Genomic DNA, 25,624 nt, shown 5'->3' with positions numbered 1-25,624 from the left:
GTTTCACCGCCGCTAGCAATCAGGTTTCCGAAAAGTAGCTCTGCAGGGTACGAACCTCAAGGTCCCCGCCCAGATAGGCCCGGATGCCCTGCGCGGCCGCCACGGCCCCGGAAAGAGTGGTGTAATACGGCACTTTATGCAAGAGGGCCGCGCGCCGCAGCGAACGGCTGTCGGCCAGCGCCTGCGGGCCTTCCGTGGTGTTGAAGACGAGTTGGACGTCGCCGTTGGTGATGGCGTCGACGATGTGCGGCCGTCCTTCCAGCACCTTGTTCACCTTCTCGGTCGGGATGCCCTGGTCGGCCAGGAAGCGCTGCGTGCCTGATGTCGCCAGCACCTTGAAGCCGAGCGAATGCAGTTCGCGCACCGCCTCGGCGATCCGCGTCTTGTCGCTCTCGCGCACCGAGACGAACACGGTGCCCTTGCGCGGTACCCGCGTGCCGCCGCCGAGCTGGCTCTTGGCGAAGGCGACCTCGAAATTGCGGTCGATGCCCATGACCTCGCCGGTCGAGCGCATCTCGGGGCCGAGCACCGTGTCGACGCCGGGGAAGCGCGCGAAGGGGAAGACCGATTCCTTGACGCCGACGTGCTTGAGCTTCGCCTTCTTCAGCTTGAAATCGGCGAGCTTCTCGCCCGCCATGATGCGCGCGGCGATCTTGGCGACGGGGGTACCGACCACCTTGGCGACGAACGGCACGGTGCGCGAGGCGCGCGGATTGACCTCGAGCACGTAGATCTCGCCGTCCTTGATCGCGTATTGCACGTTCATCAGGCCGACGACGTCGAGGCCGAGCGCGAGCTCGCGGGTCTGACGCTCCAGCTCCTCGATCATCTCGGGCCCGAGCGAGTGCGGCGGCAACGAGCAGGCGCTATCGCCGGAATGGATGCCGGCTTCCTCGATGTGCTCCATGATGCCGACGATGAACGTGTCCTTGCCGTCGCAGAGGCAGTCGACGTCGATCTCGGTGGCATCAGACAGATAGCGGTCGAACAGAAGCGGGTTCTTGCCGAGCACGGTGTTGATCTGCCCGGTCTTGTCGTTCGGATAGCGCGCCTTGACGTCGGCCGGCACCAGTTCTGGCAACGTGCCGAGCAGGTAGTCGTTGAGCTGATTCTCCTCGCGGATGATCTGCATCGCGCGGCCACCGAGCACGTAGGACGGCCGCACCACCAGCGGCAGGCCGAGATCGGCGGAGACGAGCCTTGCCTGCTCGACCGAATAGGCGATGCCGTTCTTCGGCTGCTTGAGGCGAAGCTTGTCGAGCACGCGCTTGAAGCGGTCACGGTCCTCGGCCAGGTCGATGGCATCGGGCGAGGTGCCGAGGATCGGGACTTCGGCGGCTTCCAGCGCGCGTGCCAGCTTCAGCGGCGTCTGGCCGCCGAACTGCACGATCACGCCGTGCAGCGTGCCGTTGCTGCGCTCCTTGGCGATGATTTCCAGCACGTCTTCGGCGGTCAGCGGCTCGAAATAGAGCCGGTCGGCAGTGTCGTAGTCGGTCGACACCGTCTCCGGATTGCAGTTGACCATGATGGATTCGTAGCCGGCATCATGCAGCGCGAAGCAGGCATGGCAGCAGCAATAGTCGAACTCGATGCCCTGGCCGATCCGGTTGGGCCCGCCGCCGAGAATGATGACCTTCTTCTTGTCGGACGGGGTGCTCTCGTCCGCAGGCAGGCCCGCGAACGGCGCCTCGTAAGTCGAATACATGTAGGCGGTGGGCGAGGCGAATTCGGCCGCGCAGGTGTCGATGCGCTTGTAGACGGGGCGAACGCCGAGCGCATGGCGCTTCGCGGTGACCTCGGCTTCCGTCGTATCGGCCAGCACCGCGAGCCGCGCGTCGGAGAAGCCCATGGCCTTGAGCGTGCGCATGCCGAAGGCGTTGCCGGGCAGGCCGTGCTTCCCGACCTTCTCCTCCATGTCGACGATGCCGCGCATCTCGCCGAGAAACCAGGGATCGATCTTGCAGGACTTGAAGATGTCCTCGTTCGACCAGCCGAGGCGCATGGCCTGGGCGACCTGGAGAATGCGGTTCGGCGTCGGCGTGCCGAGCGCGGCGCGGATCGCGTTCTTGTCGTCGTCGCGGCCGAGGCCCTCGATCTCGATCTCGTCGAGACCGGTGAGGCCGGTCTCGAGCCCGCGCAAGGCCTTCTGCAGGCTTTCCTGGAAGGTGCGGCCGATCGCCATGACTTCGCCGACCGATTTCATCGACGTGGTCAGCGTGGTGGAGGCGCCGGGGAATTTCTCGAAGGCGAAGCGCGGGACCTTGGTGACGACGTAGTCGATGGTCGGCTCGAACGAGGCCGGCGTGGCGCCGCCGGTGATGTCGTTGGCGATCTCGTCGAGCGTGTAGCCGACCGCGAGCTTGGCGGCGACCTTGGCGATCGGGAAGCCGGTGGCCTTGGACGCCAAAGCGGAAGAGCGCGACACGCGCGGATTCATCTCGATGACGACCATGCGGCCGTCTTCCGGATTGACGCCGAACTGCACGTTGGAGCCGCCGGTCTCGACGCCGATCTCGCGCAGCACCGCCAGCGAGGCGTCGCGCATGATCTGGTATTCCTTGTCGGTCAGCGTCAGCGCCGGCGCCACGGTGATGGAATCGCCGGTGTGCACGCCCATCGGATCGAGGTTCTCGATCGAGCAGACGATGATGCAATTGTCCTTCTTGTCGCGCACCACCTCCATCTCGTACTCCTTCCAGCCGAGCACGGATTCTTCGATCAGCACTTCGTTGGTGGGAGACGCGTCGAGGCCGCGCTCGATGATGTCGAGGAATTCCTCCTTGTTGTAAGCGATGCCGCCGCCGGTGCCGCCCATCGTGAAGGAGGGGCGGATGATCGCGGGCAGGCCGATCTCGGACAGCGCCATCATCGCCTGTCCGAGCGCGTATTCCTGGTAGCGCTTGCGGCGATCGCTCTCGCCCAGCGTCCACTGCCGCTCATGTTCCTCGAGCGCGGCACCGGAGAGCTTTTCGCGCTCGGCGAGGTACTTGTCGCGGAACGACTTCTTCAAGGCCGAGGCGTTGGCGAGCCGCGACTTCGGCGTCTCGAGCCCGATCTTGGTCATGGCCTCGCGGAACAGCTGGCGGTCCTCCGCCTTGTCGATGGCATCGGCGGTCGCGCCGATCATCTCGACGTCGAACTTGTCGAGCGTGCCCTGACGGCGCAGCGACAGCGCGCAGTTCAGCGCGGTCTGGCCGCCCATCGTCGGCAGCAGCGCAAAGCCGCCGGGAATGACATGACGTTCCTTCTCGATGATCTTGGCGACGATCTCGGGCGTGATCGGCTCGATATAGGTCGCATCGGCCAATTCCGGGTCGGTCATGATCGTGGCCGGGTTGGAATTGACGAGGACGATGCGGTAGCCCTCTTCCTTCAGCGTCTTCACCGCCTGGGTGCCCGAATAGTCGAACTCGCAGGCCTGGCCGATCACGATGGGGCCGGCGCCGATGATCAGGATGGTGGTGATGTCTGTACGTTTGGGCATCAACTCTCGCCGAAGTGGAATTTGGGCACAAAAAAAGGGCGCGCTGCTGCGCGTCCCTGTGGCCGAGAGCGCGGTGGTCTCCCCTCGCGCGCGGGTGGGTCTTAGACCAGTTTTCGGGGCGGCGAAACCCCGAAAAATGCCCATCAACCGGCAATTTTGACGGGTTAGGGGGCTGGGTGGCGGCCGGTGAGGAGGTCCGTCTTCGCTTGCGCTCCGCGCCAGCTACGCCGGACACGCTTCGCCCCTGCGGGGCCTCGGCGTGGCTGCGCCACGCGTAGCCCCGAAGGGGCGAAGCGTGGAGACCCGGCCTGGATTTGAACCAGGATGAAGAGCGTTGCACCGCCCTCGCGTAGACGCTTCCGCCACCGGGCCGCGGCGATCATGACCGATTGCAGCGCGACAAGCTACAACGGCTAATTGTTAAGCTTAACCAACCAGGGGCGGCCGAGCGATGAAGGTCATGCGCCAGCGGTTATGGCCGATATTGCCGTGGGCGCGCTGCACCGCGAACCCGGCGGCCCTCAGCTTGGCGGTGATCTCGTCCTCGCTGTAGCGCTGCAGCCCGATGCGCGTGCGCAGATGGCGGTAGTCCGACAGCGCGGTACTGATCAGCCCGATCAGCGCGTCCTTCAGGAAGCCGTGGCGGAGGCCGAAGCCGAGCAGAGCCAAGACGTCCCTGAACATGCCGACATTGGGCTGCAGGATGTCCCCCAGCACCAGCTTGCCGGAGGGCTTCAGGATCCGGCGGATGGTGAGCAGCGCGGCATCGAGCTCGTCCGGCGCCATGTACTGCGCGACCGAGTTCATCACCACGAGGTCGATCGACTGGTCCTGCATATTGCGGACGTCATCGAGCGAGCGGACGCGGATCCTGGTGTTCGGGGCGAAGCGCGCAATCAGCCGGCCGCGCACCCCTGGCGCGGGCTCGGCCAGGATCAGCTGGCCGCAGGCGGCCGCCACCTGGTTCGCCGACAGCGCCTCGCCGCAGGCATAGTCGAGCACCACCGCGTCGGGCGAGGAGATGTAGCCGATGATGTCCCGCGCGATGATCTGGAAGTGCAAGTCGCGATGCAGCTTGCTGACATAGATCGTATGCGTGGAGTCGTAATAATCAATCCAATCGTCCATGGTATCCGAAGGTCCCGGCCAAACGGTTCCTGATCGGGAACCGGCGCTGCCCGCCTTGCGTTAGGGGTGCGACGGCGCGCCGTCAATGTCCGCGTCCTAACAGGAAGGTCTCCCGTGAGCAAAACCAACAACAAGGTCTCGCCCGATCTCGATACCCCCACCGATCTGTCGCCCGACGGGGTCAAGAAGGTCTCGGAGGCGCTCAACGTGCTTCTGGCCGACGCCTTCGCGCTGTATCTGAAGACCAAGAATTTCCACTGGCACATCAGCGGGCGGCACTTCCGGGACTACCATCTGCTGCTCGACGAGCAATCCGACCAGATCTTCGCCACCACCGACCAGCTTGCCGAGCGCGTCCGCAAGATCGGCGGTACCACCCTGAAGTCGATCGGCCAGGTCGCAAAGCTCCAGACCATCAAGGACAACAACGAGGACTACGTCCCGCCGCGGGAAATGCTGCGCGAGCTGATGCAGGACAACAAGCACGTCGCGGCCGCGATGCGCAAGGCCCACGAGGTCTGCGACGAGGCCGGCGATGTCGCCAGCGCCAGCATCCTCGAAAACTTCATCGACGAGACCGAGCGCCGCACCTGGTTCCTGTTCGAGGCGACGCGGCAGGAAGGCGGCAACGAGGCGTAGGCTGCGCTGTCGTAGGGTGGGCAAAGGCGTGCGTCTTCGCGCGCCGTGCCGACCATCTCTCTCGATCGCAAAATAATGCGTGGGCACGCTCCGCTTTGCCCACCCTACGCACCTTCGCGTGTAACTACCGCCACAGCCGCATCAACGCGCCGTCCCTCCCCGTCACGGGATCGGCTGGCGGCAGCGCGACTTGGGGAATCGTCGTCAGCGCCTTGGCGTGGTTCTCCGGCGTCGCGCGCGTGATCTCCATCTTTGCGCCTGGCGGATAGGCCCCGATCACGCAGAAATCGTCGCTCGCCTTGATGCATTGATGCCCGGTGCCGGCGGGCAGGATCGCGACGTCGCCCGCCTTGATGTCCAGCTCCTGGCCGTGGTCGCCGCCGAAACGGACGCGCGCGCTGCCACGCGCGACGCCGAGCACCTCATGCACCGTCGCGTGATAATGCAGATAATCGTAGACGCCGTTGCGCCATGTGCCGCCCCAGCCATTGCCTTCGAACAGGTCTTCGATGGTCGCTTCCGGGTGCTTCGGATCGAGCTTCACCGCGCTTTGGTAGACCAGGAACGGGAGGATGTTGTTCGGCACGAGGCCGTCGTCCTCGAACACGATGGCGAGCGGCTCGGCATGGTCGCGGACGACGGACATGGGGACTCCCACTGGCAACGGACCGGAATCAAGCGGGCGCAAGCGCTCTTGTTCCTGACGACACTCCATACGCCGGCTTGACCGAGATCAAGGCACTGGCGGCCGTTGGCGGGCACGCAAGTCCGAGCGAAGAGGAGGGAACGCCATGTACGCATCCGACGTTGCGCAGCGTCATTTCTCGGCGGCCGTCGACGAGGCGGAGACTGCAGGCCTCGGGCACGAGGCCGTCTGCCGGGCATTGCTCAATTTGGTGATTTCGAAATATCTGGAGACGAGGTCGGTCGCCGACATCCAGGCAGAGCTGCGCTTCATCGCCGAGAATTGCGATCCCGATACGGACTTCATGTTCATGCGTCCGTGACGGAGCCGGGCCCCGGCGGACTTATCCGCCGGGCGGTGTTGTCGCCTTACGCGCTCTTCTTCTGCCGCATCAGATCGGCGAAGCGCTGGAACAGATAGTGCGAGTCGCGCGGGCCGGGCGAGGCCTCGGGATGGTACTGCACCGAGAACACCGGCTTGCCGTCGAGCTGGATGCCGCAGTTGGAGCCATCAAACAAGGAAATGTGGGTTTGCGTCGCGCCCTTCGGCAGCGTCGTCTCGTCCACGGCAAAGCCGTGGTTCATCGAGGTGATCTCGACCTTGCCGGTGGTCTCGTCCTTGACGGGATGGTTGGCGCCGTGATGGCCCTGATGCATCTTCTTGGTCCTGGCACCGACCGCAAGGCCTAGCATCTGGTGGCCGAGACAAATGCCGAAGGTCGGCGTGCCCGACTTGATGACGTCCTGGATCACAGGCACGGCATACTTGCCGGTCGCGGCCGGGTCGCCCGGACCGTTGGACAGGAACACGCCATCCGGCTTCATCGCCAGGATGTCTTCGGACGAGGTCGTCGCCGGCACCACCGTCACCTTGCAGCCGACCCCGGCGAGCAGGCGCAGGATGTTGCGCTTGATGCCGTAGTCGATGGCAACGACGTTGAACTCCGGCTTGTCCTGCCGGCCAAAGCCCTTGTCCCAGGCCCAGGGCGTCTCGTCCCAGGTGAAGCGCTGGCCGCTCGTGACCATCGGCACGAGATCCATGCCCTCGAGGCCCGGCCATTCGCGCGCCTCTTCCTTCAGGCCGTGCAGGTCGAACTCGCCGGTCCTGGAATGCGCGATCACGGCATTGGGCATGCCCTTGCTGCGGATCAGCGCGGTCAGAGCCCGGGTGTCGATGCCGGAGAGGCCGATGATGCCGCGCGCCTTCAGCCACTGGTCGAGATGCTTGGTGGCGCGGTAGTTCGAGGGATCGGTGATCGCGGTGCGCAGGATCACGCCGCGCGCGCCCGGCGTCGCCGCCATGTTCACCGTCTCGATATCCTCGTCGTTGGTGCCGACGTTGCCGATATGCGGGAAGGTGAAGGTGATGAGCTGGCCGGCATAGGAGGGATCGGTGAGGATCTCCTCATAACCGGTCATCGCGGTGTTGAAGCAGACCTCGCCGACGGCGTGGCCTTCGGCACCGAGACCAAAGCCTTCGAGCACCGTGCCGTCGGCGAGCACGAGGAGCGCGGTCGGTTTGTGGTCCGGCCAGGCGGGATCGTTGTCATGTTGTGTCATGAGCGCGTTTCATAGTCCCCGCGGGCGCCGCCGTCAAAGCGCCAGAAGCCGGATTCACATGCGTTTTTGCATATTTGACAGGCCTCATCGGGCCCTTAAGCTCGGCCGCATAATTTCCGGCAATCTCAGGGGCTTGCGAGGCAATAATGGACCAGACGACCCCGATTCTGCTGGTTCCGGGGCTGGCCTCCTCGGCCCGGATCTACGCCCCCGTCATCCCGGCGCTGTGGCGGCTTGGCCCCGTGATGATCGCCAACCATATCCGCGACGACAACATGTCTGATATCGCGGCCCGGGTGCTGAGCGAGGCGCCGCCGCGCTTCGCCCTCGCCGGCCATTCCATGGGCGGCTACATCGCGCTCGAGATCATGCGCCAGGCGCCCGAGCGGGTGGCAAAACTCGCGCTGATCAACACCCAGGCGCGGCCCGATACCCCCGAGGCGACCGCGCGCCGCCAGGGCCTGATGGCGCGCGCCAGGCGCGGCGAGCTCCGCGCCATTCGCGAGGAGAGCTTTCCGGAGCTGGTGCATCCGTCACGGCGCGACGATGCCGGGATACTCGAGCTCGTGCACGCACAGGACGAGGATGTCGGCGTCGCGGGCTATCTGCGGCAGCAGGCCGCGATCATCGCGCGGGTGGACTCGCGGCCGTCGCTCTCCGCCATCAGCTGTCCGACATTGGTGCTGACGGGCGATGCCGACAATACGATTCCCAATGCGTTCTCGAAGGAGATGGCCGAGGCCGTCGCCGGCGCGAGGCTCGTGATCCTCGAGCGCTGCGGGCACCTGCCGCAGGCCGAGCAGCCGGACGCGACCGTGCGCGCGCTCGCCGAATGGCTCGGAACCGAGGTTGTCTAGGGGCCACGAACCGCCTAGATCAGGCGTCAGATCTTCGAAGGGACCACGACCATGCTGCGCGACGACATCAACAATGCGGTCAAGGAGGCCATGAAGGCCAAGGACGAGCGCAAGCTGTCCACGCTGCGCATGGTCAACTCGACCATCAAGAACGCCGACATCGATGCCCGCGGCAACGGCAAGCCGCCGCTGTCGGACGCCGACCTGCTCGGTGTGCTCCAGAAGATGATCAAGCAACGCCAGGAAGCGGTCGAGCTCTACGACAAGGGCGGTCGCGCTGAGCTCGCGGCCCAGGAGCGCGAGGAGATCGCGGTGATCTCGGCCTACCTGCCCAAGCAGATGGCCGACGACGAGGTGAAGAAGGCGATCGCGGATGCGATCGCCGAGACCGGTGCTGCCGGCATGAAGGACATGGGCAAGGTCATTGCCGTGCTGCGTGCGAAATACGCGGGACAGTTGGATTTCGGCAAGGCCAGCGGCCTGGTGAAGGCGGCGCTGTCGGGCTGAGCTGTCATTCCGGGGCGACGCGAAGCGTCGAGCCCGGAATCCATCGCGCTGCTGAATCCGTTGCTCAATGGATTCCGGGCTCGTGCTTCGCACGCCCCGGAATGACAAGAAGAAACTGGGAGGCACGATGACCGCCGTCAAGCCGTTCCGCATCGCCGTCGGCGACAACGTCCTCGCCGACCTCAAATCGCGCCTCGCCCGCACGCGCTGGCCTGAAGCGGAGCTGGTCGACGACTGGAGCCAGGGCGCGCCGCTGAAGTGGATCCAGGAGATCTGCACCTACTGGGCCAGGGATTACGACTGGCGGGCGCGCGAGGCGAAGCTCAACCGCTTCGCGCAGTTCACCACCGAGATCGACGGGCTTGACATCCACTTCATCCACGCCCGCTCGAAGGAGCCGAACGCGCTGCCGCTGATCATCACCCATGGCTGGCCGGGCTCGATCGTCGAATTCCAGAAGGTGATCGCGCCGCTCACCGATCCCGCTGCGCATGGCGGCGATCCCGCCGATGCCTTTCACGTGATCTGTCCCTCGCTGCCGGGCTTCGGCTTCTCGGCCAAGCCGAATACCACCGGCTGGGGCGTCGATCGCATCGCCGCGGCCTGGGCGAAGCTGATGGAGCGGCTGGACTATGCGCGCTACGGCGCGCAAGGCGGCGACTGGGGCTCGGCGGTGACGAGCTCGCTCGGCGCGCAGGATGCGGCTCACTGCGCGGGCATCCACATCACGTTGTCCTTCAACTCGCCGCCGCGCATCGAGGGCGAGCCGGCGCCGGAAGAGAAACGCGCGCTGGCCGGCCTCAAGCACTATGCCGATTTCGACTCCGGCTATTCCAAGCAGCAATCGACGCGCCCGCAGACGCTCGGCTATGGCCTGACGGATTCGCCGAGCGGGCAGGCGGCCTGGATCCTGGAAAAATTCTGGGCCTGGACCGATTGCGACGGGCACCCCGAGAACATCTTCAGCAAGGACGAGCTGCTCGACAACGTCATGCTCTATTGGGCGACGGAGACGGCGACCTCCTCGGCGCGGCTCTACTGGGAAAGTTTCGGCAAGCGTCGCACCACGCCTGTGGTCGAGGTGCCGTCCGGCGTCGCCGCGTTCCCCAAGGAGATCATCACGCCGGTGCGGCGCTGGATGGAGCCGAACTTTCCCAACATCACCCATTGGAGCGAGATGGAAAAGGGCGGCCATTTCGCCGCGTTCGAGCAGCCCGAGCTGTTCGTACGCGATGTCAGGAAGTTCTTCGCGACGGTGCGATAACTGTCTCGTCATTCCGGGGGGACGCGCCAGCGTCGAGCTATGATGCGCAATTGCGCATGAGAGAATCCATCAAGCGGCGTTTCCTGCGGCCCGATGGCTTCCGGGCTCGCCCTTCGGCGCCCCGGAATGACGGCGCGGGGCTTGTCCCGTGCGTTCGCGGCCCTAGACTAGACTGCACAAGAATAACAAGACCCCGGAAAACGCCAAGCCATGCTGACCGAAGCCGCGACCTATGACGAACTCGTCCGCAACTTCCGCTGGGACATCCCGGCGCGCTTCAATATCGCCGAGGCGTGCTGCGATCGCCATGCCGACGGCACCGGGCGGCTCGCGCTGATCTATGTCGACGAGAACGGCGGGACCAGCCGCACCTCCTTCGACGAGGTCGCCGAGATGTCGCGCCGCTTTGCCAATGTGCTGAAGGCGGACGGGCTGGCGCGTGGCGACCGCGTCGCGGTCTTCCTGTCGCAATCGCTGGAACTGCCGATCGCGCATGTCGCGGCGTTTCGCTCCGGCCTGATCTCGATCCCGCTGTTCGCCCTGTTCGGCGAGGACGCGCTGGAATTCCGCCTGTCCAACTCCGAGGCCAAGGCCATCGTCACCGACGAGGGCGGCTGGGAGAAGCTTGCGAAGATCCGCGACCGCCTGCCCGAGCTGAAGAACGTCTATATCGTCGGCACGCGTGCACCGGCTGGCACGACATCGTTCTGGGATGCGGTGAAGGCGGCATCACCCGACTTCGCGCGGGTCGACACCTCGTGCGATGACCCCGCGCTGATCATCTACACCTCGGGCACGACAGGAAATCCCAAGGGCGCGCTGCATGCGCACCGCGTCGTGCTCGGCCATTTGCCCAACGTCGAGATGTGCCACAACTTCCTGCCCAAGCCCGGCGATCTCATGTGGACGCCGGCGGATTGGGCCTGGATCGGCGGTCTCATCAACGGCCTGTTCGCGTTCTGGTATCACGGCATCCCCCTGGTCGGCCATCGTGCGCGCAAGTTCGAGCCGCAGGCGGCGATGCAGATGATGGCCGACCTCGGCGTGCGCAACGTCTTCCTGCCGCCGACCGCGCTGAAGCTGATGCGGCAGGCCGGCGTGAAGCATACCGGCGTCAAGCTGCGCAGCATCTTCACCGGCGGGGAATCTCTCGGCGGCGAATTGCTCGGCTGGGTGCGCGAGACCTTCGGCATCGACGCGCACGAGGTGTTCGGTCAGACCGAGTGCAATCTCGTGATCGGCAGCAACTCCAATTTGTTTCCGATCCGCCCGGGTTCGATGGGCAAGGCGACGCCGGGCTTCGACGTCCGCATCGTCAACGACAAGGGCGAGGAATTGCCGCGCGGCCAGCGCGGCATCATCGGCGTGCGCCAGCCGTGCCCCGTCACCATGCTCGAATATTGGCGCAACCCGGAGGCGACCGCGAAGAAATATACCGGCGAATTCCTGCTCACCGGCGATCTCGGCGTGCAGGACGCGGACGGCTATTTCTGGTATGTCAGCCGCGAGGACGACGTCATCACCACCGCCGGCTATCGCGTCGGTCCGTCCGAGATCGAGCACACGCTGATGAAGCATCCTTCGGTGGCGATGGCCGCGGTCGTCGGCATCCCCGATCCGATCCGCACCGAATCGATCAAGGCCTGGATCGTGCTGCGTCCGGGCTTTGTCGGCACCGACGCGCTCGCCCGCGAAATCCAGGACTTCGTCAAGGTGCAGCTCGCCGCGCACGAATATCCGCGCTTCGTCGCATTCGCCGAGACGCTGCCGATGACCGCCACCGGCAAGGTGCTGCGGCGCGAGCTGCGGGCCAAGGGCTGACGTTGATCATGGCAAAGGCGCCTCAAGCCGCGGGACTTCACCGCGCCTCGCTCGACAAGCTGCACGATCTCGATGCAGCGCTCGAGCTCATGTATTACGGCTGGCGCGGGATGACGCTGGAGGCGGACGCATATCTTGCCAAGCAGGGCCTGTCGCGTCCGCACCATCGCATCCTCTACGTCGTCGCGCGCCGGCCCGATATCGCGATCGGCGCGCTGCTCGAGGTCCTCGGCATTTCCAAGCAGGCGCTGAACCGGCCGCTCAATCTGCTGCTGGAGCGCAAGCTCGTCACCTCGAAGCGCGCGCCCGAGCAGCATCGCTCAAAGCTGCTGCGCCTGACCGCCGCCGGGCAGCGCATCGAGCAGCGTGCCTCGGACCACGAGCGCAAGGTCATGCGCGAGGCGTTCGATCGCGTCGGGGCGCCCGGGGCCGCGGCCTGGATGGCCGTCATGGAGGCGATCGCCGACCACAATTGACGATTTCTCAAGTCAACATAGTTGACATGAGAAGCCGACTTTGCCACTCTCATCGCTAACGAGCGAGGGGAGGGCCGTGTCATGACCGGACGGACGATGAATCGCGCGGCCGCCGAGTCTTTCGTCGCGGCATGGTGCGCGAGCTGGCGCAAGGTCGATATCGACGCCGTCGTCGCGCATCTTGCCGCCGACGCGCAGATGCGCAGCCCTCTGGCGTTGACGCTGACCGGCTCTGCGGTCGTGGAAGGGGCCAAGAACATCCGCGCCTATTGGCGGAAGGCCTATGGCCACATCGAAAGCGCCGACCTGAAGATATTGAGCTGGAGCTGGGACGATACGATCGCGCGGCTGACGGTGTGGTGGCAGCTGGGCGACACCCGCGCCAGCGAATTCATGGATTTCGACGATGCCGGCCGCGTCGTTCGCAGCGAAGCCTTCTACGGAAAATGACCATGCGTCTTTCGGATATCGTCCTGCTCCTCAACACGCTCTGGTTCGTCGGCGCCTTCATCCAGTTCAGCATCGCTCAAACCAACACGCTGAAGATATTGCTGCCGCGCGAAGAGCGCAGCAATCCGATCGCGCCGACCCTGGCGGCCAGCGTTGCGTTCCTCGGCGGAATGAATCTGCCGATAGGGCTGCTGTCGCTCTATCTTCTGGCGGCGCGTCCGTCCTTCTTCCAGTCGGTCGAAGCCCAGCTCGTGCTGTTCGTGTTCTTCGCCGCCTGCCATTTCAGCCAGTTCGCCTACAATGTTCCGGTGCTGATGCGCGGCGGCCGGGTCGGGGTCGCCTACTGGCCGGTGCTGAAGGGCCCGATGCTCAGGATCTTCGTCATCGACGCGGGCCTGTTCGCGGCCAATTTCGCCGTGGCGCTTCTGCTCGCATCGCGCATCTAGAGTGTAATGAGATCAGGTTTGCCTACAAGGTAGATGCACTCCCTCTCCCGCAAGCGTGCGGGAGAGGGTTGGGGAGAGGGCTGTCTCCGCATTGGGAATCCCCAAGAGGAGAGAGCCCTCACCCGCGCCTTCGGCGCGACCTCTCCCGCTTGCGGGAGAGGTAAACGACCCACGGCCATCGATTCAACCTAAGGCCATGCGATTGTAATTATCACGGCCTCGCTGCCAGGGCGGACCGCAGCATCGCGGCAAGATCCTGCCTTCGGAACGGCTTGGTCAGGATGCGGGCGTTGATCCCGTCCGGCGTCTTGACGGGATCCTGGCTGTAGCCTGAGGTGAACAGCACCTTGAGATCGGGCCGCAGCGCCGTTGCTTGTCTTGCGAGCTCCGGCCCAAACATGCCGCCGGGCATCACGACGTCGGTCAACAGCAGCTGGATCTCCCCATTTCGGTGCAGCAATGCCAGCGCCGCAGGCCCGTTCGACGCGGTGATGACGCGGTAGCCGAGCGCCTTCAGCTCGTTCTCGACATAGGCGCGCACCATGTCGTCGTCCTCGACGAGGAGGATGGTCTCGCGCTCCGCATGTGTGATCGTCCGCTCCGGGGGCGGCGGATCTTCGCTCGGCGGTGTTGCGAGCCGGGGAAAGAACAGCCTGACGACGCTGCCTTGTCCCGGCGCCGACTGCATTTGCACGAGTCCGCCGGATTGTTGTGCAAACCCGTAGACCATGCTCAGGCCGAGGCCGGTCCCCTTGCCGACCTCCTTGGTCGTGAAGAACGGCTCGAACGCGCGGCTCGCCACTTCGGAGCTCATGCCGCTGCCGGTATCCTTGACCGCCACCATGACGTAGTCGCCGGGCCGCGGCTCGCCGTTGACGTCGAGGTCGGATTCGCCGAGCGAGCTGTTGCGGACCTCGACGGTCAGCTTGCCGCCTTCCGGCATCGCGTCGCGTGCGTTGAGCACGAGGTTGAGGACCGCGGTTGCCAATTGGCCGGGATCGACGCTGGCAAGCCACAAACCCGGCCCGAACGAGAAGTTGCACTCGATGTGCTCGCCCAGGGTCCGGCGCAGCAGCTGCTCCATGCCGAGGATCTTTTCGGCGATGTCGACCTCTCTCGGCCGGAGCGGCTGCTTACGCGCAAAGGCGAGCAGGCTCCGTGTCAGGTCGGAGCCGCGCTCGGCGGCGGTCGCGATGTCGCCGGCGATCCGCTGCAATTCCTTGTTGCCCGCCAGCCTGTCGGCAAGATGCTCCGAATTGCCGAGGATGACGGTCAAGAGATTGTTGAAGTCATGCGCCACGCCGCCGGTGAGCTGGCCCATGGCCTCCATCTTCTGGGACTGGCTGAGCTTGTGGCTGAGGTCGGCGATGGCGGCGCGTTGCTGCTCGAGCGACTCGGCGGTGCCATTGAGCAGGGTCATCAATCCGCCGAGTTCCCCGCGCGGATGGGGCGGCGGAATTCGTGCGCTGAGATCGCCGCGCCCGAGCCTTTTCGCCATCACGGCGAGCCGTCCGACCTGGCGCCCGATACTCACCGTGGTGAGGATCCACAAGCCGGCCAGGAGCAGCAATGAGGCCACCGCGAGAATCGCCATGTCCTCGTAGAGCCGGCGGTTGGCCGCCGCGACCAGTCCGTCCTTGGAACGTCCGACCAGGATGTAGAGGCCGGCCTTGCGGATCGAGGCATTGCGGGAAACGCCCCAGATCTGCGCGTGGCCGTCGCGGTCGGTCACCTCCCGAAATGGCTCGCCGTCGGGCGCTGCCGCGAAGCGGAACAGGTCGGAGCCCGCGATGGATCCGCCGACGGGCTCGCGCCAGCCGCCGCCCTTGGGCGCGGCCAGGACCGTACCCTTGGCATCGACGAAGAGGATGTCCTTTTCGGCGAGCAGCCGCTTGTCGTGAAACTCCGCGAACTTGTTCAGGTTGAACGACGCGAGCAGCACGAACTTCAGCGCGCCCGTCTCTGATCGCACGGGATAGGCGATCTGGAGCACCGAGAGTCCGGTGAGGCGGCCGAACACCGGCTCTACCGCGACGACGCTTTGAAGAGTCTTGACCTCCTTGAAATAACCGCGGTCGTTCAGGTCTAGCGTGCGGTTGGTCCGCAGCGAGTCGCAGAACAGTCTGCCGTCAGGATCGATGGTCAGGATACCCGTGAACTGCGGATATTCCTCGCGGACATCCGACAGAAACGCCGAGCACGCCGCCTTGTCGCGCGTGTCGAGGTCGCGCGCACGAGCGAGACCATAGTGAAGCTGGGCGGTGCCCTGGATCTTCTCGTCCAGATCGCTCGCGATGTCGTCGGCGGACGCGGCCAGATTGGCCAGCGCCGCATCGATCTCGCTGGTCCGGTTCTGCACGAACCGCAGTCCGACCAGAATCGCCGGTACCAGCATGGCCGCGATGACGAGGATCAGTAACCGGGTACGCAGGCTCATCTGTTGGGCGGTCCGTTCTGATCATCGCGCGCTGGTTCGAAGGTAAAATTTGCGGACGATTGTCGGCTCAGTCCATAGCAATCTGCTCGAAAATCACATGGAAGAGTAAAGAATTCGAGGCGTGGCTCTGCCGGCCGCCGCTCCTTCCCATCATCCGGCTTTAAGTTGCACCTGCGCGCAGTGGCGCTAATATCGCGTTCAAGCCGCGCGCGACGCAAGATCGCGCCGAGCTGTGGAGGATGCTGATGTCCGTTTCGGGCAAGGTCGATCCGGTGGTGCGTCCCATCGCGGCGAACGACATCGCCGAAGCGCTGGTCGAGGGGCTGCGTGATTTCCAGGCACTGCCGCTTTACGGTTTGTGCTTCGGCGCGCTCTACGCCGCCGGCGGCATCGCCATCATGCTGTGCTTCACCGCCTTCGGCATGGTCTATCTGGTCTATCCCCTGGCGGCCGGCTTCGCGCTGATCGGACCGTTCGTGGCGATCGGCCTCTACGAGGTCAGCCGCCGCCGCGAGCGCGGCCAGCCGGTCTCCTTCGGCGCGATCTGGTCGGCCGTGCGCTCGCGCAGCGAGATCGGCTGGATGGCGTTCGTCACGCTGTTCGTGTTCGTGGTCTGGATGTACCAGGTGCGGCTCCTGATCGCGCTGCTGCTCGGCTTGAACGCCTCGTTCTCGAGCCTTCAGGAGTTCATGACGGTGGTGCTGACGACCAACGAGGGCCTGCTGTTCCTCGGCATCGGCAATGCGGTCGGTGCCGTGCTGTCGCTGATCCTGTTCTCGCTGACCGTGGTGTCGTTTCCGCTGCTGCTCGACCGCGAGGTCGATTTCGTCACGGCGATGGTGACGAGCGTGCGCGCGGTGGTGACGAGCCCGCTGCCGATGATCTCGTGGGCCGCCGTGATCGTGATGTTGCTGATCGTCTCGGCGCTGCCCTATTTTCTCGGGCTGATCGTGACGCTGCCGGTGCTCGGGCATGCGACCTGGCATCTCTACCGGCGCCTGGTGGCGCCGGTGTAGCTCGCTGCCTTCGTCCCTTGGGCAGTGCCGTAGGGTGGGCAAAGGCGCACTTGCGCCGTGCCCACGACCAGCTCGATACCGCAACAGATGCGTGGGCACGCTTCGCTTTGCTCACCCTACGATAGTTTCGCTGGAACGACGAACGCCTACGGCGTCTTGATGCCCATAGCCTTCAGCGCCTCCAGCAACCGCACCGGCGGAGACATCTCGATATGCGGCGCCTTGCCCGTCTCCAGCAGGCTCTTCAATCCGGAGAGGATCGCGGGCCAGCCGGTGCGGCCGCCGGAGAGGATGTCGTCGCTGAGCGCGCGGTCGTGGCGTTGGCTCAAGGTGAGGCGGACGGCTTCGCCGGCCTGCTCAATCTCGTAGGTGACAATGGTTGTGCCGAGCTTTTCCACGAGGTCCGGCCAATTGACGTTCCAGCTCACCGTGAGCCTCCTCGGCGGATCGTATTCGAACACTTCGCCGCGGATGTGCTCGGAGCCGTCGGGCGCGTGCACGATGAAGCTGCCGTCGAGCTTCGGCTCCATCTCTACCGCAAAGCCGGAGAAATATTTCCGGCTGAACTCGGCGGAGGTGAGCGCCTCCCACACCTTCTCCGGCGTCGAGGCGATGTAGATGGTGTAGACGGTCAGCGGTTTGAATTGATCGAGGTTCATCACGCAACTCCCTCGATACCAAGCGTGGCGGGCGGGATCCTCGGTGCCCCGCCGGTTTCCGATATGGTCACGTAGACGAAGTCCGGCTTACTCATCGCGCTTCTCCAACTGACGTTTCAGCTCGCCGAGCGCGGTGAGCTTGCCGCGCTCGAATTTCTTAATCCAGCGTTCGCCGATCTGATGGATCGGCACCGGGTTGATGTAGTGCAGCTTCTCCCGGCCATGCCTGATGGTCGTGACGAGATTGGCCTCCGCCAGAATCGCAAGGTGCTTGGTCACGGCCTGCCGCGTCATCGCAAGGCCCTCGCAGAGCTCGTTCAGCGTCTGGCCGTTCCTGGCGTGAAGCCGGTCCAACAGCGAGCGTCGCGATGCATCGGCGAGCGCTTTGAAGACCTCGTCCATGGCAACGATGATAGGCAACCAAATGGTTGCATGTCAAGCGGAACGTGATTCCGGGACGCGCGAAACGCCAACCGGGAATCTCGAGATTCTGGATAATGGCTGCGCCGTTTCCGGAATGACAACGTGAGAGATCGTGCTCTTGTGGCGCGCAATCGCCGTGCTAGCTTCTCATCTCAGCCAGCGCAGACTGGTTCCGGGAGGACTTTCATGTTCCGTCGCGCTTCACTTGCTGCCGCCGTTGTCCTCTTCGCCTGCAGCAACCTGGTCCACGCCCAGAAGCAAACCGTCGGCGCGCCGCCTGAAGCGTCCAACATGAAGCTCGTCGGCTATCACGACCTCCAGGCTCGCAGCGCCTATCAACCGACCATCCATCACCAGGGCGACCGCTGGATCGCCTATATCGGCCATCATGGCGGCACGGAGGATGTGCCCGCGCCCGTCAACCCGATGACGGGCAAGGCCGAGCCGAACGGAACGTCCATTGTCGACGTCACCGATCCCGCGCGTCCGAAATATCTGCGGCACCTGCCGGGGCAGGAGGGCAAGTACGAATCCGGCGGCGCGCAGATGGTGCGGGTCTGCGACGGCAAGGCCTTGCCGAAGGGCGATCCCAATGCGGTCTACATGCTCAGGACCTTCGGCAGCGAGGCGCATGAGATCTGGAACGTCACCGATCCCGCCAGCCCGGTGCTCATCACGCGCCTCGGCGGCTTGAAGGACACGCACAAGAGCTGGTGGGAATGCGACACCGGCATTGCCTACCTCGTCTCGGGGCCGCCGGACTGGCGCACGCGGCGCATGACGCAAGTCTACGATCTCTCCGATCCGGCGCGCCCGCACAAGATCCGCGACTTTGGTCTGCCGGGTCAGGAGCCAGGCTCGACCGGCGCGGTGCCGACCGCGTTGCACGGGCCGATCTCGACCGGGCCGAGCGGCAACCGCGTCTATTTCGGCTATGGCACCAACAAGGGCGGGATTTTGCAGATCGTCGACCGCGACAAGCTCCTGAGCGGGGCAAAGGAGCCGACGCCGGACAATCTGCGCTATCCCGAGATTGCGCGGCTGCCGATGTCGGCCTTCAACGGCGCGCACACCACGTTTCCGATGCTCGACATGCCGATTGCCGAATTTTCCGAGGACAAGGACGGCAAGACCCGCGACATCGTCATTATTGTGAACGAAGCGATCCTCAACGAATGCGGCGAGGCGCGGCAGATGGTGTGGTTCGCCGACGTCACCACCGAGACGCGGCCGATGATGATCTCGAGCTACACGGTGCCGGAGGCGAGCGGGCAGTTCTGCCAGCGCGGCGGCCGGTTCGGCGCGCATTCGTCGAACGAGAGCATGGCGCCGGTCTATTACAAGAAGATGGCCTTCATCGCCTTCTTCAATGCCGGCGTGCGCGCGCTCGACATCCGCGATCCCTATCATCCCAGGGAGGTCGGCCATTTCATTCCGTCGATCACCGCTGCAACCGACAGGCGCTGCATTCCGATCGAAGGCGGCGAGCGCTGCAAGGTTGCGATCCAGACCAACAATGTCGAGACCGATGACCGCGGCTACATCTACATCGTCGACCGCGCCAATACCGGCCTGCACATCCTCGAGCTGACCGGAGCGGCCCGCGCGGCGGCGGGCTTGCCGAAGAACTGACGATGAGGGGCGCGGTGCCAGGGCCATCGCAAGTGGAGAGATTTCGACTGTGGCCATCCTTCGAGACGCCCGCCCTTGGCGGGCCCTCGGGATGAGGAGAGTGCGCGGCACCAGTTCAACGCGCGCCGATGCTGCTTAGCCTCATCCTGAGGAGACCGCGAAGCGGTCGTCTCGAACGACGAGGCTCGCGCTGGGTCTCGGTTGCCCTTGTCGCGCGCGGGACGGAATAAGCGCGCTTCCGTTCCCGCCCGTCCCATGCATTAATGAGCGCAAACCGCCCTGAGCCCGAGTCTCTCCCATGATGTCCATGCAAGCCTATCTCGCCTTCGTCGCCGCCTGCATTGCGCTGGCGCTGCTGCCGGGGCCGATCGTGACCCTCGTGATCGCCAACGGCCTGCGCCACGGCACGCGGGCCGCGCTCACCAACGTGGCCGGCGCCCAGGCCGGACTTGCCATCGTCATCGGCATCGTCGCGGTCGGCCTGACCTCGCTGATGGCGACCATGGGCTATTGGTTCGACTGGGTGCGCTTTGCCGGCGCCGCCTACCTGATCTGGCTCGGCATCAAGCTGATCTGGGCGCCGGTCGAGGGCGTCGAGGTCGACACGCCGCCTCCGCCGCCGCGCGGCGGCTTCTTCCTGCAGGGGTTCTTGGTGCTGCTGTCGAACCCGAAGGTGCTGGTGTTCTTCGGCGCCTTCATCCCGCAGTTCATGGACATGAACCAGCCGCACTTTCCGCAGGTCGCGCTGCTGGGCGCCACCTTCATGGTCACCGCCGTGATGACGGACGCGCTCTATGCCATCGCCGCCGGCCGCGCGCGAAAGTTCTTCTCGGCGCGCCGCACGCGGATGATGTCGCGCATCTCCGGCGGCTTCATGATCGGCGGCGGCATCTGGCTGGCGCTGACGCGGGCGAAGTGAGCCTTACACCGGCCGCTTCGCGGTCTGCTCGACCGTGATCTCGCCAAGTATCGCTGCAAGGATCCCAGCCAGCCGTTCGGCCCATTGCCGCTGGCCGGACTGGTCCGCGATCAGGTCCTGGCGGATCTCGATGCCGGTGTTGACGAGGCCGCGCCCTTCGCCGTGCACGGGGATGGTGTAGTCGGTGAGGTCGCTCACCGCATAAGGCTCGTTGTCGCCGACGACGAGGTCGCCGTCCGCGCGCAGATGCTTGAGCAGCAGCTGCGGCAGCACGGTGTCGCGATTATAGAGCGCGGCGATGTGCCAGGGCCGCGCGACGCCGGCATAGACAGGCGTAAAGCTGTGCAGCGACACCAGCACGGTCGGCCGGCCGGCGTGCACGCGGCGGTCGATCGCGGCATCGATGCGACGATGATAGGGCTCGAAGATCTCGCGCCGCCGCGCTGCGCGCTCCTCATCCGAAATGGCTTCGTTGCGCGGGATCGCGGTTGCTTCGGAGATGACCGGGATCGAGCTTGCCGCGGCAGGTGGGCGGTTGCAGTCGATCACGAGCCGCGAATAGCGCTGCGCGATCAGATGGGCATCCAGCAGCGTTGCGAGGTGCTCGGCGACGCCGGCAATGCCGATGTCCCAGGCGATGTGCCGCGTCAGCTCGGCCTCGGCGACGCCGAGGTCGCCGAGCGCGCGGGGCAAGACCCGTCCGTAATGATCCGAGGTGAGCAGGAAAGGCGACGTCCCCCGCGCATTCACCTCATGCACGGGCGGAACGTCGCCCTCGCCGAGCAGTTGATCGGCCGCCTCGGCCGTATGCAGGTCCATCCTGATTGCCTATGAAGCGATTACGTGTTGAAACGAAGTAACGATATTGCCTCGGCGTCGCAACGTTGGAACAGCATGACCTCCGATCGCCTCTTCGTCTACGGCACCCTGATGCGCGGCTTCGACCATCCGATGGCGCGGCTGCTGGCGGGGCACGCCGAATTCTTGGGCGAAGCGACCTGCCGCGGCCGGCTCGTTCTGGTGAAGCATTATCCGGGCTTGCTGCTGTCGGGCGCGGCCACCGATCTCGTCCATGGCGAGCTGTTTCGGATGCGCGTGCCGGACGAGCTGCTGCGCGAGCTCGACATGTACGAAGCCTGCGGCGAAGGCTTTCCCGAGCCGACCGAATATCTGCGCCGGCTGGTCGAGGTGACGTCGCCCGACGGCACCGCGGACAAGGCCTGGACCTATGTCTACAACTGGCCCGTCACCGACCTGCCCCGCATCGAGTCCGGACGTTTCCTGGAGCATTAAATCATGATCCGGAAAAGTGCGCAGCGGTTTTCCGGAAAGATCATGCGCAAACAACAACCTAAAGCGCGATGACGATTCATCCAAATCTCATCACGCTTTAGGCCGACAGCACTTCCTTCACCACGCGCACGTCGACCTCGCGCTCGACGTAAGCCCATTCCTCAGTCTGCCGCAGCATCGCAACCAGCTCCTCGAACAGCGAGGCATGCGCGGGTGCGAATTCAAACCAGGTGAGGAAATCGAAGGGCTCGCCGAGGTCGCGGCAGTGATAGAGCTGGCGCGCGATCGCCGGCAGGAAACGAAGACTGCTCGCGATGTGGTGCGATCTGTCCTCGAAGATCTTGCGCCGCTCCTCCTGCGTCAGCTCCCACCAGGCCTGCGACTTGCGGATCGGGATCAGCGCCGCGGAGGTCGCCTCGGGACGGCCGAGGCCGGCCTGCACGGCGACGAGCTTCTCCTTCTCGGCCCGCTCGGTGTAGCGCAGGCTGCTGGCAACGCCGATCAGCCGCCACGCATTGCGCGAGGGCACCAGCGGCAACGACACGGCCTCGCTGTCGGTCACCGACAGCGCTGGCACGAAGGGCAGGGGCTCGCCCGTCACCGGTGCAAGCGAGGTCACACGCCAGCCCCCGCTCTGGCCGCCTCGAAACGTCCTGAACATGGCCTATGGAAGCGTGGAACCGGTGCGGGTTCAAGGGCTCTGTCGCGGTCTCCAGAAGATTTGCTTCGGGTCAGGCCCGCTTCTTGGGCTTGGACTTCTGCTGCATGTAAGAGCGCAGCACCGCATTGATGCGGCGCTGATAGCCTTCGCCCTCGCGCTTGAAAAAATCGAGCACGTCCTCGTCGACGCGGATCGAAATGGCCTTCTTCTTGGGCGGTACGACCAGAACAGCATCCGACCAATCGATGTCGATCGGCACTGCATCGGGATCGTTCGCGACGGCCTCAGCGATCTGTTCGTCAGTCAGTGCATCGACGCGCGCCCAGTCGGTCTTACCCTTCCTGGGAGTGTCCCTCGAAACGATTGTAATACTTCTTCCGCTCGTCGCGTCGCGCGCGCCGAGATGAGCCAGCAGATCGTCCTGCGGATCGCACAGGCGACCGCGACTTCCCGCCCGTCGATGTAACCGAAGATCTGGTATCTGATTTCGTCATTGCGATCCGAGCGGCGGATGAAAGTTTAGCCGTCGAGAATTCCGCGTGCGTCCTCGAAGTCGATTCCGTGGGTCCGCAGGTTGATTGCGCGTTTCTTCGGATCCCGTCCGAAGTCGCGAACGGCTGTGAACAGCAGCTGCAATTTTTCCGTCATGGCTTTTCCAAATGGCACTGCATTCGCCGCGCATGAGGTTTTGCTATGACGTTTGAAGCCGTAGCTGCGACTTCACCGTATTTTTGTATATACAAACGTAATCGCTGGATGTCAATGATTCCGGTTCCACTCGGAGGGATTGAAATTGCTTGGTCCATAGCTGGCAGTCTAGGAGCCACGGATGGGGATTCTGTTTCGCGACAGATTTCTTGCCCTGTGCATAGGTCGAATAACCCGGATAACGCGCGCAAACCTGGCCTTTAGCCAGTCCGCACCTATATCCCTGATCCCAGCCCACTCACTCCGGATTGCGCCAGACACAGCCCATGCGCTTCACGCCTCAATTCCTCGACGAGCTTCGGGCCCGGCTTTCGGTCTCCGAAGTCGTGGGCAAGCGCGTCAAGCTGAAGAAGGCGGGGCGGGAGTGGAAGGGGCTGTCGCCGTTCCAGCAGGAGAAGACACCGTCCTTCTACGTCAACGACCAGAAGGGTTTTTACCACGACTTCTCCTCCGGCAAGCATGGCGACATCATCAGCTTCGTGATGGAGACCGACGGCCTGCCGTTTGCCGAGGCCGTCGAGCGGCTCGCCGGCATGGCCGGCCTGGCGCTGCCGGCGGTGACGCCGGATGCGGCCCGGCAGGAGCAGCGGCGCCGCACGCTGCATGACGTCATGGACCTCGCCGCGACCTATTTCGCGGAGACGCTGGCCTCGCGCTTGGGTGCCAAGGCGCGCGGCTATCTCGCCGACCGTGCCATCTCGCCGGCGACGCAATTGCAGTTCCGCCTCGGCTATGCCGCGCCGGATCGCTTCGCGTTGAAGGAGCATCTCGGCAAGCTCGGCGTCTCCGTCGACGACATGGTCGAGACGGGCCTGCTGGTCGCCGGCAACGACATTCCCGTGCCTTACGATCGCTTCCGCGATCGCGTGATGTTTCCGATCACGGATCTGCGCGGCCGCGTCATCGCCTTCGGCGGGCGCGCGCTGGAGAAGGACGTTCCGGCAAAATACCTGAACTCGCCGGAGACGCCGCTCTTTCACAAGGGCGACAATCTCTACAACCACCAGACCGCGCGCAAAGCGACCCATGACGGCAGCCCCCTGATCGTGGTCGAAGGCTATGTCGACGTCATCGCCATGGTCACCGCGGGCTTTGCCGGCAGCGTCGCGCCGCTCGGCACCGCGCTCACCGAGAGCCAGCTCGCGCTGCTCTGGAAGATGGCGGACGAGCCGATCCTCTGCTTCGACGGCGACCGCGCCGGCCAGAAGGCGGCCTATCGCGCCGCGGATCTCGCCTTGCCCTTCCTCGCACCCGGCAAGAGCCTTCGCTTCGCGCTGCTGCCGGAAGGACAGGACCCCGACGATCTCGTGCGCACCAGTGGGCGCGGCGCGATCGAGGAGGTGATCGGCGCGGCCCGCCCGCTCGCCGACATGATCTGGTCGCGCGAGCTCGAAGGCGGCAATTTCGCCACGCCCGAGCGCCGCGCCGCGCTGGAGGCGCGCATCAGGGAGCTTACCAACGGCATCCGCGACGAGGTGGTGCGGCGCTATTACCGCGACGAGTTCGTCGAGCGGCTGCAGCGCACCTTCGCCCCCGAGGGCGGACGCGGCGGCTTCAACGGCCGCGGCAGTTTCCGCCAGGGCCCAAGCGGCGGCCGCCCCTTCCAGCCCAGGGGCGGAGCGGCGAATCGATTCGGCGGCCAGGGATTCGGAGCAAGGGGCCGCGGCGCGTTTGCCCCCACCCCGCTACCGGCGGGCCCCTACCAGGCGGCCAGCCCCCAGCTGGCGGCCAGCCCGATCATGAAGGGCCAGCGCAGCGCCATCTCCCGCCGCGAGGCCCTAATCCTGCAATGCCTGATCAACCACCCCTGGCTGCTGCACGACCACCTTGAGGAAGTTGCGGCCCTGGAGCTGGCCCATCCCGAGGCCCACAAGCTCAGGGCCGGCATCATCGCCGCCTTCGCCAACGACCATCACCATTCGCCCGACCCCGAGGAGCAGGCCGAGAAGATGCGGTCAGACCTCGCGAAGGGTGGATTTTCGCAAGTCCTTCAAAGGGTTGAGAACGGCATCACCACCGCGGCGGTGTGGGGCGCGCGCGAGGGGGCGGCGCGGGACGACGTTCTTGCCACCTGGCATCAGCTGGTTGCCTTGCATCGGCAATGGCATTCACTACTTAGGGAGCTGAAGGACGCCGAGCTGGCCTTGGGGGAGGACCCCAGCGAGGCCAATTTGGCCTGGCTGCGTGACGTCAAGGCTCGGATCGGCGAGGTCGACGGCACCGAAGCCCTGATCGAGGGTTTTGGCGAGCTGTCGGGTCGGTTCCAGAAGAGCATGTAATAGAAAGAATCATGCGGACGGCCGGGCTAGGTACCGCTAAAAGACTCGCCAAATCCTGGGTTTGGCGGCAAAAACAGGGTTAATCGAGGCTTAACGGTCTTGTAGCACTTTGGCCCAGAGGCGGCCGCAGGCAGAACAGACGCGTCAGGAATGAATCCGCGCAATCGCTGTTGGCACTACACCTGCATCCGCTGCGACAAAGAGGCTGACGAAGCGTTAGGCAATTCCGGCGAGAGAAAGTTGGGGGTGGCGAGAGACATGTGCGCCGCCCTTTCCGTGTC

The 25,624-nt window shown here is 64.9% G+C and carries 24 protein-coding genes and 1 tRNA gene; 14 read left to right on the top strand and 11 right to left on the bottom strand.

All coding sequences use genetic code 11. The features are described 5' to 3' along the window. Nucleotides 1-19: 19 nt before the first annotated feature. From carB to DCM80_RS08440, 3 genes are all read right to left on the bottom strand, one after another. On the bottom strand, nucleotides 20-3,484 hold the full coding sequence (carB, locus tag DCM80_RS08450; RefSeq protein ID WP_257196557.1) for a carbamoyl-phosphate synthase large subunit: 3,465 nt from the start codon (nucleotides 3,482-3,484) through the stop codon (nucleotides 20-22). Nucleotides 3,485-3,780: 296 nt separating this feature from the next. Next, a tRNA-OTHER gene (locus DCM80_RS08445) sits at nucleotides 3,781-3,856 on the bottom strand. A 54-nt stretch (nucleotides 3,857-3,910) separates the two neighbouring features. Continuing rightward, nucleotides 3,911-4,612 (bottom strand): class I SAM-dependent methyltransferase, encoded by a 702-nt coding sequence (locus DCM80_RS08440; protein WP_028134469.1) that lies wholly within the window; start codon nucleotides 4,610-4,612, stop codon nucleotides 3,911-3,913. 114 nt (nucleotides 4,613-4,726) lie between these two features. On the opposite strand from DCM80_RS08440, the gene DCM80_RS08435 reads away from it, so the two are divergent. Further along, entirely contained in the window at nucleotides 4,727-5,251 is a 525-nt protein-coding gene (locus DCM80_RS08435; RefSeq protein WP_257196556.1) for a Dps family protein, read from the top strand. Nucleotides 5,252-5,375: 124 nt separating this feature from the next. Here the strand turns inward: DCM80_RS08435 and DCM80_RS08430 are convergent, their stop codons facing one another. Then, on the bottom strand, nucleotides 5,376-5,897 hold the full coding sequence (locus DCM80_RS08430; RefSeq protein WP_257196555.1) for a cupin domain-containing protein: 522 nt from the start codon (nucleotides 5,895-5,897) through the stop codon (nucleotides 5,376-5,378). Between the two features lie 145 nt (nucleotides 5,898-6,042). Between DCM80_RS08430 and DCM80_RS08425 the strand changes: the two genes are divergently transcribed. Then, entirely contained in the window at nucleotides 6,043-6,258 is a 216-nt protein-coding gene (locus DCM80_RS08425; protein WP_024340377.1) for a hypothetical protein, read from the top strand. Nucleotides 6,259-6,304: 46 nt separating this feature from the next. On the opposite strand, the gene carA is transcribed toward DCM80_RS08425, so the two are convergent. Continuing rightward, nucleotides 6,305-7,495, bottom strand: coding sequence for a glutamine-hydrolyzing carbamoyl-phosphate synthase small subunit (gene carA, locus DCM80_RS08420; RefSeq protein ID WP_257196554.1), 1,191 nt, complete (start codon nucleotides 7,493-7,495; stop codon nucleotides 6,305-6,307). Nucleotides 7,496-7,641: 146 nt separating this feature from the next. On the opposite strand from carA, the gene DCM80_RS08415 reads away from it, so the two are divergent. The 7 genes from DCM80_RS08415 (at nucleotide 7,642) to DCM80_RS08385 (ending at nucleotide 13,316) form a co-directional block, all read left to right on the top strand. Further along, complete coding sequence (locus DCM80_RS08415; RefSeq protein WP_257196553.1) at nucleotides 7,642-8,352, top strand: alpha/beta fold hydrolase; 711 nt, start codon at nucleotides 7,642-7,644, stop codon at nucleotides 8,350-8,352. A 51-nt stretch (nucleotides 8,353-8,403) separates the two neighbouring features. Then, nucleotides 8,404-8,859: a GatB/YqeY domain-containing protein gene (locus tag DCM80_RS08410; protein ID WP_257196552.1), complete on the top strand. Its 456-nt coding sequence runs from the start codon at nucleotides 8,404-8,406 to the stop codon at nucleotides 8,857-8,859. 127 nt (nucleotides 8,860-8,986) lie between these two features. Next, nucleotides 8,987-10,123, top strand: coding sequence for an epoxide hydrolase family protein (locus DCM80_RS08405; protein WP_257196551.1), 1,137 nt, complete (start codon nucleotides 8,987-8,989; stop codon nucleotides 10,121-10,123). Between the two features lie 210 nt (nucleotides 10,124-10,333). Continuing rightward, nucleotides 10,334-11,944, top strand: a complete 1,611-nt coding sequence (locus DCM80_RS08400; protein WP_257196550.1) for an acyl-CoA synthetase — start codon at nucleotides 10,334-10,336, stop codon at nucleotides 11,942-11,944. Nucleotides 11,945-11,952: 8 nt separating this feature from the next. Further along, nucleotides 11,953-12,420, top strand: a complete 468-nt coding sequence (locus DCM80_RS08395; protein WP_257196549.1) for a MarR family winged helix-turn-helix transcriptional regulator — start codon at nucleotides 11,953-11,955, stop codon at nucleotides 12,418-12,420. 81 nt (nucleotides 12,421-12,501) lie between these two features. Further along, nucleotides 12,502-12,870, top strand: a complete 369-nt coding sequence (locus DCM80_RS08390) for a nuclear transport factor 2 family protein (RefSeq protein WP_257196548.1) — start codon at nucleotides 12,502-12,504, stop codon at nucleotides 12,868-12,870. Between the two features lie 2 nt (nucleotides 12,871-12,872). Continuing rightward, entirely contained in the window at nucleotides 12,873-13,316 is a 444-nt protein-coding gene (locus DCM80_RS08385; RefSeq protein ID WP_257196547.1) for a hypothetical protein, read from the top strand. Nucleotides 13,317-13,527: 211 nt separating this feature from the next. Here the strand turns inward: DCM80_RS08385 and DCM80_RS08380 are convergent, their stop codons facing one another. Further along, nucleotides 13,528-15,753 carry an ATP-binding protein gene (locus DCM80_RS08380; protein WP_257196546.1) on the bottom strand — a complete coding sequence of 742 codons (2,226 nt, stop codon included), beginning with the start codon at nucleotides 15,751-15,753 and terminating at the stop codon, nucleotides 13,528-13,530. 245 nt (nucleotides 15,754-15,998) lie between these two features. Here DCM80_RS08380 and DCM80_RS08375 point away from each other — a divergent pair, with 245 nt between their 5' ends. Next, nucleotides 15,999-16,769, top strand: a complete 771-nt coding sequence (locus tag DCM80_RS08375; protein WP_257196545.1) for a DUF2189 domain-containing protein — start codon at nucleotides 15,999-16,001, stop codon at nucleotides 16,767-16,769. Between the two features lie 146 nt (nucleotides 16,770-16,915). Here the strand turns inward: DCM80_RS08375 and DCM80_RS08370 are convergent, their stop codons facing one another. Both DCM80_RS08370 and DCM80_RS08365 read right to left on the bottom strand, forming a co-directional pair. Next, the gene (locus DCM80_RS08370) at nucleotides 16,916-17,428 is read right to left on the bottom strand and encodes an SRPBCC family protein (RefSeq protein WP_257196544.1); all 513 of its coding nucleotides are present in this window, start codon (nucleotides 17,426-17,428) and stop codon (nucleotides 16,916-16,918) included. 87 nt (nucleotides 17,429-17,515) lie between these two features. After that, nucleotides 17,516-17,830 carry a helix-turn-helix transcriptional regulator gene (locus DCM80_RS08365; RefSeq protein ID WP_257197902.1) on the bottom strand — a complete coding sequence of 105 codons (315 nt, stop codon included), beginning with the start codon at nucleotides 17,828-17,830 and terminating at the stop codon, nucleotides 17,516-17,518. Between the two features lie 207 nt (nucleotides 17,831-18,037). On the opposite strand from DCM80_RS08365, the gene DCM80_RS08360 reads away from it, so the two are divergent. Next, complete coding sequence (locus tag DCM80_RS08360; RefSeq protein ID WP_257196543.1) at nucleotides 18,038-19,483, top strand: LVIVD repeat-containing protein; 1,446 nt, start codon at nucleotides 18,038-18,040, stop codon at nucleotides 19,481-19,483. Nucleotides 19,484-19,781: 298 nt separating this feature from the next. Next, entirely contained in the window at nucleotides 19,782-20,402 is a 621-nt protein-coding gene (locus DCM80_RS08355; protein ID WP_257196542.1) for a LysE family translocator, read from the top strand. Between the two features lie 3 nt (nucleotides 20,403-20,405). Here DCM80_RS08355 and DCM80_RS08350 read toward each other — a convergent pair whose 3' ends face one another. Beyond that, a complete protein-coding gene (locus tag DCM80_RS08350; RefSeq protein WP_257196541.1) occupies nucleotides 20,406-21,221 on the bottom strand; it encodes an N-formylglutamate amidohydrolase in 816 nt (271 codons plus the stop codon). A 75-nt stretch (nucleotides 21,222-21,296) separates the two neighbouring features. Between DCM80_RS08350 and DCM80_RS08345 the strand changes: the two genes are divergently transcribed. Beyond that, nucleotides 21,297-21,695 carry a gamma-glutamylcyclotransferase gene (locus DCM80_RS08345; protein WP_257196540.1) on the top strand — a complete coding sequence of 133 codons (399 nt, stop codon included), beginning with the start codon at nucleotides 21,297-21,299 and terminating at the stop codon, nucleotides 21,693-21,695. A 97-nt stretch (nucleotides 21,696-21,792) separates the two neighbouring features. On the opposite strand, the gene DCM80_RS08340 is transcribed toward DCM80_RS08345, so the two are convergent. After that, entirely contained in the window at nucleotides 21,793-22,356 is a 564-nt protein-coding gene (locus tag DCM80_RS08340) for a chlorite dismutase family protein (protein WP_257196539.1), read from the bottom strand. A 70-nt stretch (nucleotides 22,357-22,426) separates the two neighbouring features. Beyond that, on the bottom strand, nucleotides 22,427-22,663 hold the full coding sequence (locus DCM80_RS08335) for a BrnA antitoxin family protein (protein ID WP_373569411.1): 237 nt from the start codon (nucleotides 22,661-22,663) through the stop codon (nucleotides 22,427-22,429). A gap of 667 nt (nucleotides 22,664-23,330) precedes the next feature. Here DCM80_RS08335 and dnaG point away from each other — a divergent pair. Beyond that, the gene (gene dnaG / locus DCM80_RS08330; protein WP_257196537.1) at nucleotides 23,331-25,343 is read left to right on the top strand and encodes a DNA primase; all 2,013 of its coding nucleotides are present in this window, start codon (nucleotides 23,331-23,333) and stop codon (nucleotides 25,341-25,343) included. The last annotated feature ends 281 nt before the right edge of the window (nucleotides 25,344-25,624 follow it).

The organism is Bradyrhizobium sp. WBOS08 (assembly GCF_024585125.1).
Taxonomy (GTDB): Bacteria; Pseudomonadota; Alphaproteobacteria; order Rhizobiales; family Xanthobacteraceae; genus Bradyrhizobium; species Bradyrhizobium japonicum_B.
The sequence above is the reverse complement of the archived record's forward strand: the minus strand, read 5'-3'. Positions and strand labels throughout refer to the sequence as shown.